The sequence below is a fragment of the Salipiger sp. D13 genome, from assembly GCF_003703915.1.
Lineage (GTDB): Bacteria > Pseudomonadota > Alphaproteobacteria > Rhodobacterales > Rhodobacteraceae > Salipiger > Salipiger profundus.
On record NZ_ML112593.1, the window covers coordinates 247,941 to 260,607 of the forward strand.

General features: G+C 66.2%; 11 protein-coding genes and 2 pseudogenes. 8 read left to right on the forward strand and 5 right to left on the reverse strand.

Annotation, left to right across the window (positions count from 1 at the left end; translation table 11 throughout):
- Positions 1-126 precede the first annotated feature (126 nt).
- From D6860_RS09645 to D6860_RS09655, 3 genes are all read left to right on the forward strand, one after another.
- Positions 127-432, forward strand: a complete 306-nt coding sequence (locus tag D6860_RS09645; RefSeq protein WP_017469519.1) for a hypothetical protein — start codon at positions 127-129, stop codon at positions 430-432.
- Between the two features lie 199 nt (positions 433-631).
- Positions 632-2,194 carry a D-aminopeptidase gene (locus D6860_RS09650; protein ID WP_076623622.1) on the forward strand — a complete coding sequence of 521 codons (1,563 nt, stop codon included), beginning with the start codon at positions 632-634 and terminating at the stop codon, positions 2,192-2,194.
- A gap of 98 nt (positions 2,195-2,292) precedes the next feature.
- On the forward strand, positions 2,293-3,390 hold the full coding sequence (locus D6860_RS09655) for an N-acetylglucosamine-6-phosphate deacetylase (RefSeq protein ID WP_076623621.1): 1,098 nt from the start codon (positions 2,293-2,295) through the stop codon (positions 3,388-3,390).
- 11 nt (positions 3,391-3,401) lie between these two features.
- Here D6860_RS09655 and D6860_RS09660 read toward each other — a convergent pair whose 3' ends face one another.
- A complete protein-coding gene (locus D6860_RS09660) occupies positions 3,402-4,016 on the reverse strand; it encodes a DUF2238 domain-containing protein (RefSeq protein ID WP_017468939.1) in 615 nt (204 codons plus the stop codon).
- A 166-nt stretch (positions 4,017-4,182) separates the two neighbouring features.
- On the opposite strand from D6860_RS09660, the gene D6860_RS09665 reads away from it, so the two are divergent.
- Positions 4,183-4,542 carry a hypothetical protein gene (locus tag D6860_RS09665; protein ID WP_076623620.1) on the forward strand — a complete coding sequence of 120 codons (360 nt, stop codon included), beginning with the start codon at positions 4,183-4,185 and terminating at the stop codon, positions 4,540-4,542.
- Between the two features lie 32 nt (positions 4,543-4,574).
- Here D6860_RS09665 and D6860_RS09670 read toward each other — a convergent pair whose 3' ends face one another.
- Positions 4,575-5,246: a TetR/AcrR family transcriptional regulator gene (locus D6860_RS09670; RefSeq protein WP_076625368.1), complete on the reverse strand. Its 672-nt coding sequence runs from the start codon at positions 5,244-5,246 to the stop codon at positions 4,575-4,577.
- A 134-nt stretch (positions 5,247-5,380) separates the two neighbouring features.
- On the opposite strand from D6860_RS09670, the gene D6860_RS09675 reads away from it, so the two are divergent.
- Positions 5,381-6,526 carry an HlyD family secretion protein gene (locus D6860_RS09675; protein ID WP_076623619.1) on the forward strand — a complete coding sequence of 382 codons (1,146 nt, stop codon included), beginning with the start codon at positions 5,381-5,383 and terminating at the stop codon, positions 6,524-6,526.
- Complete coding sequence (locus D6860_RS09680) at positions 6,523-8,085, forward strand: DHA2 family efflux MFS transporter permease subunit (RefSeq protein WP_076623618.1); 1,563 nt, start codon at positions 6,523-6,525, stop codon at positions 8,083-8,085. Before D6860_RS09675 ends, D6860_RS09680 begins: the two co-directional genes overlap by 4 nt.
- A gap of 183 nt (positions 8,086-8,268) precedes the next feature.
- Here the strand turns inward: D6860_RS09680 and D6860_RS09685 are convergent, their stop codons facing one another.
- Positions 8,269-8,850: a hemerythrin domain-containing protein gene (locus D6860_RS09685; RefSeq protein ID WP_076623617.1), complete on the reverse strand. Its 582-nt coding sequence runs from the start codon at positions 8,848-8,850 to the stop codon at positions 8,269-8,271.
- Between the two features lie 369 nt (positions 8,851-9,219).
- On the opposite strand from D6860_RS09685, the pseudogene D6860_RS09690 reads away from it, so the two are divergent.
- Positions 9,220-9,444 (forward strand): annotated as a pseudogene (locus tag D6860_RS09690) (integrase core domain-containing protein); the annotation flags it as partial.
- A 101-nt stretch (positions 9,445-9,545) separates the two neighbouring features.
- Here D6860_RS09690 and D6860_RS09695 read toward each other — a convergent pair.
- Complete coding sequence (locus D6860_RS09695) at positions 9,546-11,039, reverse strand: PRC-barrel domain-containing protein (protein WP_083697805.1); 1,494 nt, start codon at positions 11,037-11,039, stop codon at positions 9,546-9,548.
- Positions 11,040-11,726: 687 nt separating this feature from the next.
- On the opposite strand from D6860_RS09695, the gene D6860_RS09700 reads away from it, so the two are divergent.
- Entirely contained in the window at positions 11,727-12,251 is a 525-nt protein-coding gene (locus D6860_RS09700) for a DUF421 domain-containing protein (RefSeq protein ID WP_017468101.1), read from the forward strand.
- A 91-nt stretch (positions 12,252-12,342) separates the two neighbouring features.
- On the opposite strand, the pseudogene D6860_RS09705 reads toward D6860_RS09700, so the two are convergent.
- Positions 12,343-12,667 (reverse strand): annotated as a pseudogene (locus D6860_RS09705) (transposase); the annotation flags it as partial.

Sequence of the window (12,667 nt, forward strand, 5' to 3'; positions counted from 1 at the left end):
ATCCTGTCGCGCCCTTCGTCAAGGTATCATGGGCTCGGCGGTGCCGGCAATCGCGGGGGATTGTTCCGAATGCCGGCCGGATCTGCTATGATACACGGGTCGTTTGCTGCACTCGGGGAGGAGAAAATGCAGTCAGAACTGGCAACCCGACGCCGCGTCCTGCGCGTGACCTACCAGCGCTACGTCGACGCCGACCGCGCGTGGACCGCGGCGCTTCAGGAAATGGCCACGTGGTTTCCGATCGGCGCCCGGCCCTACCGGGCCTCCATCGGCAATCCCGGCTCGCGCCTGCGACGGCTCTACGAAGCCCGTGCCCGCGCTCTGGTGCAGCTCGAGGCCGCGCATGAGAAATTCGAAACCGCTCGACGGCGGATGGGAGCGCGCCGTCGCGGCGGCAGATCACAGACGATCTTCCTGTTCGGCACGGCCTGACACCGCGGCGCCAAATATGCCCGAATGCACAGCACATGCTGCATTCGGGCAATTCCGCCTGTTTATCGGGCGCACGGCGCGGCGCAGGACGCTTTGCGCCCGCCACGTCTTTTCCTTGGCCGCGCGGACCTCTAGCCAAGTCCTGACCCGCGCGGGACACGCCCCGCCGCGCCTCTGATCGAAGCCAAGGAACGACACGATGCCAGACCTCGACACCGCCGCGATGAACGCGGCCCTCGATGCCCTGCCCAAGGCCTTTCCCGGGCCGGGCGGACTGGTCGGCGTCATGAAGGATGGCGAGATCGTCGCCACCCGCGCATGGGGCTACTCCAACACCGAGACCGGCACGCCGCTGACCACCGCCTCGCGGATGCCGATCTGCTCGATCTCCAAGCAGTTCACCTGCGGCGTGCTGCTGGCCGAATTCGGTGACACCACCGCGCTCGATGCCCATGTCGCCGCCTTCCTGCCGAAATTCACGGGCCCCCTGCCCACCGTCCGGCAGCTTTGCGACAACCAGTCCGGCCTGCGCGACTACTGGGCGCTGACCATCCTTCAGGGCGGGCTGGCCGAGCAGACCTTTCGCCGCGAGGACGCGCTGCCGCTCATCGCCCGGATGAAGACCGGCCATTTCGCCCCCGGCACCTCCTATTCCTACTGCAACTGCAACTACCGCATCGTCAGCGAGATCATCGAGCAGGAGACCGGCACCGATCTCGAGACGCTCTACCGCAAGCACATCTGGGAGCCCGCGAGCATGAGCGGGGCCGTGCTGACCTCGGACACGCGGCAGCCGGCGGACGGGGTGATCGGCTACGAGGGCAGCGACGCGACCGGCTTCTTTCCCGCCGACAACGGCATCTTTTGGATCGGCGACGCGGGCATCTCGGCCTCGCTCGACGACATGCTCGCCTACGAGGCCTGGATCGACGCCACCCGCGACGATCCCGACGCGCTCTATACCCGCCTGTCGGCCACACCGCGCTTTGCCGACGGCACGCCCGCGCAATACGGCTTCGGGCTCGCGCATGAGACCATCGGCGGCGCGGCCTTCACCGGCCACGCGGGCGCCCTGCGCGGCTTCCGCGCCTACCGGATGACCGCGCGCGACGAACGGCTGTCGGTCGTCGTGCTGTTCAACCACGAGGGCGATGCCCACGAAGCCGCCCGCCGGGTGGCGCTGGCCGCCATGGGCAAGGCCGACCCCGCGCCCGCGCCCATCGAGACCGACTGGGACGGTCTGTGGCTCGACGAGGCGCGCGGCCTGCGCGCCCGGATCACCACCGGGCGGAGCTCGGCAACGCTGCATTACGCCACCGGCGCTGAGACGCTGACGGCGTCCTCCCGCGACCGGCTCGGGGCGCCGGGCGTCACGGTGATGCGGGAGGGCGATGCTCTGCGGATGGAGCGCCCGGGCGAGAACGCCACGCTCTCGCTCGCACCTTTGGCCGAGATCGCCACGGCGGATGCCTCGGCCATCGCCGGGCGCTACGTCTCGGACGAGCTTGAAGCCGCGATGACCATCGAGGCCCGCGACGGCGCGGCCTATGCGGTCTTCGAGGGGATGCTGGGCCAGGGCCGCCGCGAACGGCTGGCCCCCTTGGCCGAGGACGTGTGGAGCCTTGCCACCCGGCGCGCCATGGACGCCCCGGCGCCGGGCGACTGGACGCTGCTCGTGCAGCGCGACGATGCCGGGCAAGTCATCGGCGCCAGCCTCGGCTGCTGGCTGGCCCGACGGGTAAGCTACCGCCGCGAGGGCTGACCGGGCACCCGCCCCGGCCTTGTGCGCAGCATGGGCGGGGCCTACACATCCCCACGGCGGCGCAGTGCCCGCGCCGCCGCAGCTGCGGGAGGCCCCTCTTGTCCCAGACCATCCTCGCGAAAACCGCCTGGCACGACGGCGCCTTTCGCGCCGATATGATCCTAGAGATCGCGGATGGCGTGCTGCGCGCGATCCGGCCGACACACGCGGGCGAGACCGTCGACCGCACCGTGCGACTGGCAGGGCCGGCGCTGACCGACCTGCAGGTCAACGGCAGCGGCGGGGTGATGCTGAACTCAGATCCTTCGGCCGAGGCGATCGCCACCATCGTCGCCACCCAACGCGCGCGCGGCACCGGCTGGGTCATGCCCACGCTCATCACCTGCGAGGCCGAGCGGCTGGCCCGCTGCGTCGACGCCGCCATCGAGGCCTGGGGGCTGCCGGGGTTCCTCGGGGTGCATGTCGAGGGGCCGCATCTCAACCCCGCGCGCAAGGGCACCCATGACGCGGCCCACATCCGCCCCTTCGAGCCCGCGACGCTCGACCAGATGCGCCGGCTGCGCGACGCGGGCATCCCGGTGATGCTGACGCTGGCGCCGGAATGCGTGCCCGAGGGCACCATAGCCACCCTCGCCGAGCTTGGCGTCACCGTCTCGGCCGGCCACAGCGCCGCGAGCGCCGCGCAGACCGAAACCGCCCTCGCCGAGGGGCTGCACTGCTTCACGCATCTTTACAACGCCATGCCCGCGATGGAGTCGCGCAAGCCCGGCATCCTCGGCACCGCGCTTGCGTCGGACGCCTACGCCGGGATCATCGTCGACGGGCACCACGTGGCCTTTCCGATGGTCGGGATCGCCTGCCGGGCACGGCCCCGCGCCGGGCGGACGTTCCTCGTGTCCGACGCGATGGCAACCATCGGCGGGCCGGATCATTTCGAGCTCTACGGCCAGCGGATCACGCTGCGGGACGGCGCGCTGGTCAATACCGACGGCGCCCTTGCGGGGGCGCATGTCGATCTCGTCACCTGCCTGTGCAACACCGTCACCGAGGTCGGACTGCCGCTGGAAGAGGCTTATGCCATGGCCGCGTTGGTGCCGCGTGACGCAATGGGGCTGCCCCGCCCTGCCCTCGCGCCCGGAACGCCGGTCGAGGAAATCCTCTGCCTGGATGCGACGCTGGAGCGGCTGCCGCTCTGATCGCTCAGGGCTCAGGGCCGGCGGCCGCAGGCAACGGCGACGAAGACCATCGCGAGCACCGCGCCCAGCGCGTTGAAGACGAGGTCGAGCGCGGTGTTGAGATAGCCTCCGACGTTGGTTTCCGGCACCGAGAGCACGGCCGCGAATTCGATCATCTCGTTGACCGCCCCGAGGCCCATCGCCGCGAGCGCCGGGTAGACGAGGATCGTCCTGCTGCCGGCGAGCATCGGGTAGTGATGGCGCAGCAGGTGCCAGAGCACCCAGGCCGTCACTCCGAACCCGTAGGCGTGCACGAGCTGGTCGTATTTCAGCAACGTCATCTCGCCGTTCTGCGGCGTGAGCGGCACCACCTGCGCCGAGTAGAGCACCGTGTCGCCGACCGGCACGCCGCCACCGGCCATGTGCAGCAGCCCCCAGGCCGAAAGCGCCCAGAGCATCGGCAGCGGGTAGTTCGTGGTCCGCAGGCTGCGCCCGACCAGCGCGATCAGCACCAGCATGGTGACGACGTAGACGACGAACTCGTAATTTCCGCGCAGCAGGAACCACGCGGTGAACCCCGCGACGTAGGCGATCGTAAAGAGTGCGACCGCCGCCTCGCCCCGCTGCAACCGAAACAGTTTTGCCATCGGACCCTCCGCTATGGAAACCGGCAAGACCGCTCGCCCGGGCTTCCGGAGACACATCCTAGAGACGGCGCACCTGCCTGCCATTGACGTGGATCAGCGCCCTTCCGTCGGGACGCGAGGGAACCGCGCAGGCGCGCTGCGGGTTCTTCCGAAAACGGAGAGTCCCATGTCGAACAAGTTCTACGGCCGCACCCTGCCGGCGCTGACGGAAATCAAGAACGAGGTCCTGCCGGCGGATCGCCGCGCCCGGCTCGCCCCCATCTTCTTCGCGGGTGCCCTGATCGGGCTCGGCGCGACCCTGATCAAGACCAAGCCGCGCTTCGGCAACGTGCCGAACCCGTCGCAGTTCGGCGACATGCCGCGCCGCAAGGGCTGGCGCCGGGCCGCGCAGAAATCGCGCGACGGCGTGGCGACATTCGCGCCCTCGAACGTGACGGACTCGCTTGGTCGGTCACTGCTGCTGGGTGGCGCCGCCCTGCTCGTGGCGCGCGTTCTCGATGAAGCCGCAGGCCGTAACGGCAAGTAACCGGCAGCACCGACCGAACGCTTCAGACGCGTTCATGGCGCGTAGGCGGCGATGAACACGCGCACCGCCTCGCGCACCACATGCGTGACCTCTTCCTCTGAGGACGCGCCCGTGCGGCGCCCGAAGAGCCGCGCCCGCCATACACCGGCGGTCGACAGATCCACGAACTGCGAGGCCGCAAGCTCGACGTCGGGAACGCGCAGGTTTCCGGCCTCGGTCTCGGCCCGCAGGAAATCCTGCAGCGCGCCAAGGAAATGTCGGGCCCCGGCCTCGTAGAAGCGCGCGCCCAACTCCGGCATCCGTTCGACCACGCTGATGACGATCCGCTGCGCGCGGATCACGTCTTCGGAGTTGAACTGCATCGCCAGCCCTGTGCCATAGGCCAGCAGCCGCTCTTCGACCGATCCGGCCTCGGCCAGCCGCGCGAAGATCCCCTGGAACAGATCCTGCCGCTTGTCCTCGACCAGAGCGACGAACAGGTCCTCCTTGTTCTCGAAGTAGACGTAGAGCGTGCCCTTCGAGACGCCGGCCGCCTTGCAGATGCTGTTCATCGAAGCTGCGTCGAACCCCTGCTCGACAAAGACGCGCCACGCGCCCTCGAGGATCTGGCGACGTTTCTCGGGGTCGGCGCCCGCCGCGTGGCGGCGCTTCTGCGCGCAGGCCTCTGCCGGATCGGCGGGCCGGGAAGATATGTCCGTGGTCATGTCCTCCATATAATCGAACCGCGCGGTTCGATGAAGTCTTGATTTCATATCCGACGTGGCCTATCTCGCATCGAACCGAGCGGTTCGATCCGTTTGAGCCCGATTTACACGTTCTGTTGCGAAGGTCCGCTTCCATGTCCCGCATCGACCCCACCGACGCCGACGCCCGCCCCACCGAAACGCCTCAGCCCTCCGCGTCCGAGACGCCCGCGCCGCCGCAGAAGAGCAGCCGCAGGAAACGCGTCTTCGCGGGCATTGCCCTGATCGCGCTTCTGGGCGGCGGATACGCGGGCTTCGAGTGGTGGACCAACGGGCGCTTCATGGTCGACACCGACGACGCCTACGTGCAGGCGGATCTCTCGCTGGTGTCGTCGAAGCTGCAGGGCTACGTCTCCGAAATCCCGGTTAAGGCGAACGAGCATGTCTCGAAAGGCGACGTGCTGGTGAAGATCGAGGACGGCGACTACCGCATTGCCCTCCAGCAGGCACAGGCCAAGCTGCCGACGCTCGAACGCACCCTGTCGCGGATCGACGCGCAGATCACCGCCGCACAGGCCAGCGTGACGCAGGCAGAGGCCGAGCTCGCGGGGGCCGAAGCCACGCTCGACACCGCCCGGACCACCCAGAAGCGTGTGCAGGGGCTGGCCGAACGGAGCGTCGCCTCGCAGGCCGACCTCGACGATGCGAACGGCGCGCTCGAGACCGCCAAGGCGAACCGTGCCGCCGCGCAGGCCGCGATCGAGGGCGCCCGGGCGCAGGTCGAGGTGCTGAAGGCCCAGCGCGACGAGACCGGGTCGAGTCGGCAGGAGTTGATGCTCGCCGTCGACAAGGCACAGCGCGATCTCGACCATACGGTGCTGCGCGCGCCCTTCGACGGCACGGTCGCCAATATCGCCATCGAGGCGGGCGAGCTGGTGAACGTCGGCGCCCGCCTCGCGGCGGTGGTCCCGGATGACGGCCTCTACGTCGAGGCGAACTTCAAGGAGACCCAGCTTGCCGGCATCACCCCGGGCGAGACCGCGAGGCTGAGCATCGATGCCTTCGAGGGCCACGAGATCGAGGGCCGCGTGGTCTCGGTCGCGCCGGCGACGGGCTCGGTCTTCTCGCTGCTTCCGGCGGACAACGCCACCGGCAACTTCACCAAGATCGTGCAGCGCGTGCCGGTGCGGATCGAGCTGCCGGAAGACACCGAGGGGCTGCGCGCCGGCCTGTCCGTCGTCGTCGAGATCGACCAGCGCACCGCGCCCGAGGGCACGAAGGTGGCAGAGGCCCTGCAATGAGCGCCGAGGCCACCACCCCACAGGAACCGGAACTCACGCCGCGCAGGGTCGCGGCGTTTTTCGTCATGGTCTTCGGCATGTTCATGGCGATCCTCGACATCCAGATCGTCTCGGCCTCGCTTCCCGAGATCCAGGCCGGGCTCGGCGCCTCGACCGAGGAGATCAGCTGGGTGCAGACCGCCTACCTGATCGCCGAGGTCATCATGATCCCGCTGTCGGGCCTGCTGGGCCGGATGATGTCGACACGCTACCTGTTTGCCGTCTCGGCGGCGGGTTTCACCGCCGCGTCCTTCATGTGCGCCACCGCAAGCTCGATCAACGAGATGATCCTCTGGCGCGCCGCGCAGGGCTTTCTGGGCGGCGGCATGATCCCGGCGGTCTTCGCCGCGGCCTTCACCATCTTCCCGGCGTCGAAGCGCAGCGTCGTCTCGCCGATGATCGGCCTCGTCGCGACGCTTGCGCCGACCGTGGGCCCCACCGTCGGCGGCTATCTCAGCCACGCGATGAGCTGGCACTGGCTGTTCCTCGTGAACGTGCCGGCGGGCATCCTCGTGACCATCGGCGTGCTGGCACTCGTCGATTTCGACAAGCCCGACTGGAAGCTCTTCGACAGCTTCGACTGGATCGGCCTCGGCGCCCTCGCCTGCTTTCTCGGGGCAATGGAATACGTGCTCGAGGAAGGCCCCGGCAACGACTGGTTCGCCGACGAGGTGGTGGCCGCGCTCTTCGTCGTCATGGTGGTCGGCGGGGTGCTGACCTTCTGGCGGTCCTTCACGCGAGAGAACCCGGTGGTCGATTTCTCGGCCTTCGCCGACACGAACTTCGCCGTCGGCTCGGTGTTCAGCCTCGTGATGGGCGTGGGGCTCTACGGGATGACCTATCTCTACCCCCTCTACCTCGCGCAGATCCGCGACTACGACAGCCTGATGACCGGGCAGACGGTCTTCGTCTCGGGGCTCGCGATGTTCTTCAGCGCGCCGCTGGCGGGCGTGCTGTCGTCGAAGATGGACCTGCGGCTGATGCTGCTGATGGGCTTCGTCGGCTTCGCCACCTCGTCGTGGATGCTTACCGGCATGACGGCCGAGTGGGATTTCAACGAGCTCTTGGTGCCACAGATCCTGCGTGGCCTGTCGCTGATGATCTGCATGGTGCCGATCAACAACCTTGCGCTCGGGACGCTGTCACCGGACAAGATGAAGAACGCCTCGGGGCTCTACAACCTGATGCGCAACCTTGGCGGCGCCGTGGGCCTCGCCATCATCAACACGCTGCTCACCGACCGCGGCGCGCTGCATACCGCGCGCCTCAAGGAAGCGGTGAACTGGTCCAACCCCGAGGCGCTGCGGCAGATGGAGATGCTCTCGACGAACCTTCAGGCGCAGGGGATCGACGGCGACAAGGGCGCGCTCGCGCAGATGGCGGGACGGGTCGCGCAGCAGGCCACGGTGATGTCCTTCATCGACGTGTTCACGCTGATCACGGTGCTCTTCGCAGGGCTTGCCCTGCTCGCGCTGGCCATGAAGCCGCCCCGCTCCGGCGCCGGAGACGCCGCGCACTGAGCGGGGGGCCTCGCTTGGGTCCGGACCCATTGAATACCCACGCGAGAACAGGACGGAGCATGATCTTGCAATGCGGCTGCAAGGTCGCCCCGAGCCAAGCGGTCGCCGGGACTGACAGTTCGCCAGATCGCATGGCCGCGCTTCGCAAAGACGAATTCGACGGGGCAGACGCCCGGAGGGCGCTCAGATCGCCCCGAGATAATACCCGATAGCCTCTGCCAGTTCGGTTTCCTCGTAACCGAAATGAGAGCGCACGACTTCCTCGAGCTTTCGAAATATGACCGCGGCCTGAACGAAATTTTCCTCCCGCGGATCCTCCGCCAGTGTGTTCGCGGCTCGACCGAGGCGGACGATCAGTTCATGGACCACCTCGTGCTCTGCCATCAATTTGGCCACGACCTCGCGGAAAACGCCTCCACCCGCAGCCTCGATCCGGGGGAACATGTCGGCGCTTTCGATGTCGTGATGAAACTTCAGCACCTGGCATTCCCGCCCGCAAAGCGATCCGAACGCGCGGAAATTCTCGGCCATATCGAGTGAAAGCACGATACGCTGCAGGTGCTCAGGCGGTGTCTCGCCCGCTTCGATCCGCTCAAGGACCGCCCCGATCTGCGCGATTTCCATCAGGTAGTGACGGTGAATAGCCGCCAGCTGCCGCCCCTGGCGACGGTGTGTGTCCGTTGCCGCAGGCACGCGCGGAGCTGCGGGCCGTGCAGCCTCGTCGAGCTCGAGATCATCCAGCAACCGGGTCGAAAGGTCAGTCATGCTGGACAAGAAAGGCCTTGCACAGCCCAAGTCAAGCCAATCCACCCTCGCTCGAAACTCACGTTCGGTGGCTTGGTCGACGCCGTGGCACGTCGGCTCCTCACGTATTGCCCGTTCGTCGTGATCACGATCAGGTCCTCCGATGCCTCATCGATCCGTAGCCGAAGCGAACGGGACGATCATGGCGAAGGCAGCCCTTGGCCTCAAGCCAATCGGGCACACTGCACCATGGCATCTGACCTCGCCTGGATCCACACCAAGCGCGGCAACACCCTACTGACCAGCCAGGCGGAAAACGCGCTCGAAGAAGCCTCCGAGGATCATAGGCACCACGGTGATGACCGGCACCTTGGCTTTCTCTGCGGCAGGATCGGTTATCCGAACACTATTCGCGTCGTTAGCGGCAGTGAGTTCATCTTCCGAGATATGGATTTCTGGGCTGACGCCAACGACGTCAAGCTGGACTTCTCTCGACCAGGGAAGCCGACGGAGAACGGCTTCATCGAGGCGTTCGACAGCAAGCTCCGGTCAGAATGTCTGAACGCGCATTCGTTCTCCCCGGCCTTGATCCTCGAGGTATCCATGGATCGGTGGCATGGCTCGACCGGGCGTGCTGAATGAAATGAGCTCGAACAACGAAAAGGCCTCCCCACCATATTGGTGAGAAGGCCCACTTCTTCGGCACAGATCCCGGCTTATGCGCCGGTTACTTCGACGGTCTCGTCGTCGGCAAGCTGCTGCGAAGCGTCGAAGTTGAAGCCGGAGGCATCTTCAACTTCCTGCTCGCTCATGGTCTCGACGATGAGTGCATCGTCTTCGATCGTGACGCGCTCCATCGGCACGGGCACTTCCTTTGCGCCGAGGCCGAGGAAACCGCCACTGCTGAGGACCAGAACTGCCGAGCCATTGTCATCGACGATACCTGCGGGACGCCCAAGGTTTTCACCATCCGAGGTGAGCACGTCCTTGTTCATCAGTTCGCCGACCGTGATCGACATGGTGTTGGCGCTGGCAGCTTCTTCCGTGGCGGATGCGTCCGAACCTTCTGCCTGCTGCGTGTCGGCTTCGTCGGCCTCTTGGCCAGCGTTCGACTGCGCCTGATCTTCGTCGGACTGGGCCTGATCTTCACTCTGAGCCGAGAGACGCTGCTCGCGCTCTTCCGCGGTTTCGATGACCACGTTTGCCTCACCACCCTGGCGGAGGTCGACCGTGGGTTCATTGGCCATCACCACCGAGATGCGGGGCTGGGCTTCATCATAGGCCACCGACGCATCACCACCTTCGATGTTGACCTCGGCATCGCCTTCCGCCTGCTGGATGTCGACCTGCGGCTCCGAGCTGTCCACGGCGGTGTCGCCCTCAACGCTCTGAGTGTCGTTCGTGTCAGCGTCGGTCGTTTCGGTATCGTCCGCGGTTTCACCGGCATCCACGCCGAGATCGACGTCGAGTTCCGGGTCGGCCTGGGCCACCGAGATCGTCGGTTCACCCTGCTCGACCTGGACCTGGGGGTCGTCGGTCGAGATCTGCACCTCGGGATCGGAGCTGAGGATGTAGACGTCCGGCGCCGGAATATCGACCCGAACGACGATCTCGGGGATCTCGACTTCGATGTTCGGTTGCTTCTGCGCGATCTGGATGTCCAGCGGGCTCTCGTTGACGGTGACGCGGGGCAGTTGCTTCATCACGGTGACGTTGGGCGCGGGGACCTGAACGTCGACATCGGGATCGGGGACGACGACGCGCGCCTGACCCTCGATGGTCGCGCTTTCCGAGAGGTTCACCTCTTCGGATACCGTCTCGCTTTCCTCAGCCTCGGCCTCGGCCGTCGCGGTGTCTTCGTCCGTTGCAGTCTCGTCGGCGTCTTCGGCAAGCGTGTCCGAGATCATCGCGCATTCTTCGGCGTTGTCATTTTCGACGGCGGTCGTGACATCCGACATCGGGACCATTCCGGGAAGCTCGTCGCTCCGGACTGCCTCCACGAGCGCTTGGCATTCAGCGCTTTTGCCGCGGAGATCCTCGTCCGACATACCCTCAAGGGTTTGGGCAGAGACGAAGCCCGCAAGCGGGAAGGAAAGCGCAGTGCTCAGCATAAGAGTGCGTGTGGCAGTCTTCATAAAACTCGTTCCAATTTTGCTTAGATGATGGCCATCCTTTTGGCGGCCGCCTGAGAAAAGAACACTGCGGGACATGATGAGTTCCTTGTTGAAACGTCATGAACTCGGTGCTCCCCTCAGCAGCCACCTCGGCGTGACCTGCAATCGGATGCTTGGAAACGGCGCTGGAAAGTGACCAGGCGCGATGGATTGACAGCAGGCAGGAACAGCTTTTCCAGGGCTTGCAAAGGCCGGGGAGAGGGCGGCGCCCTAGTTACATTTTGCGCAGCCATCGCCGCTTCGGCCCATAAGGCAAAGACTGCGAATCTAGACGGTCGTGTGGCAGAAAGCCAAGGCAAGAGCGGGGCGCTATGTACAGATAACATCTGCCAGACAGGGCGCACCAGAACGACGGCCATGCGTCGGAAACGGACTCCGGCCCTGCCGCCGACGCCGACGCAACCGGCCCTGACCTGCCGTTCGGTCCTTGCCCGATCACCGCGGTGCAGCTTCACCAGACCGGCCATTCATGCATCGCGCAGCATTTTCGGAGGATGATCGCGCAGCATTTTCGGAGGATGAAGGTCGGCAGGGCGGACAATTGGGCATTCGCTGCAGTTGGCAAAAAGTCTGCAGACGTAGGGTAGCCTCATGCGGCGACGTCTCCTCCCGGCCACGAGCGGCCTTTTTCAGGTCAAGGAGTGGCAAGGATGCTTCAGAGCGCCATCTACCGACAGAGGCGGACCCCGCCTTCTAGCAGGGGCGCCCGCGAAAGGACACGTGATGGATTTCTCAGAGATGTTCTACCAGGGCTGGGAGGGGATCGTGCGCACGATCATCGTGGGCGCTCTGGCCTATACCACGCTCGTGGCATCCCTCCGGGTCACGGGGAACCGGACGCTGTCGAAACTGAACGCTTTCGACCTGGTGGTCACTGTCGCACTCGGCTCCGTCCTGGCGACGATACTGCTGTCGGAGGGGGTGGCGCTCGCCGAGGGCGTGACGGCGCTGCTTCTGCTGATCGGGCTGCAGTACGTCGTGGCGATGCTGTCGGTGAAGAGCCGTGGCTTCGCCAAGCTGGTGCGATCCGAACCGCGGCTCCTGTTGCGCGATGGCGAGCCGCTGCCGCAGGCAATGCATGCGGCGCGCGTCACCCGTGACGAACTCGACACGGTGATGCGAACTTCGGGCTACACGGACCGTTCGACGATCTCCTCCATCATCCTGGAGGCGGACGGCTCGTTTTCGGTTGTCGGTACAGGCCACAAGGCAAGCGAGCGGGTCGAGGTCGCCACGGCCTCCACGTAGCCGCTTTTCCCCCTGATCCGCTTCCGGCCCTTTCCGAACATTCGCTCCAGGCGCAGCGTATGACCGAAGGCAAATGGCGCGCCATGGCTCACCGGCGGCCCTGCACGCCGTGCTTGCGGGCCTGCCATTCACCATCGCCGAGACACTTGATGCCGGTGCTGTCTGTCACCCGGCAGGGCATTTCGAAGAAATGTCCCGAGAGGGCACGAGCAGGTTGAGCGGGCCATCGGCGCGGCGACACGGGATCTGCACCGCCAGGGTTTTCTGCCGGCGGCAGAGCGTAGATGCGTCCGGAACGGGTCAGTCGAGCCCTGCTTGCTGCAAGAGACCGGCGACCATCCCTGAGGTCTGTCGCAGGGGGAGCCCGAACAGAACCTTGATCCCCTCTTGATGGTGTGGACGCCCCCTCACGGCAT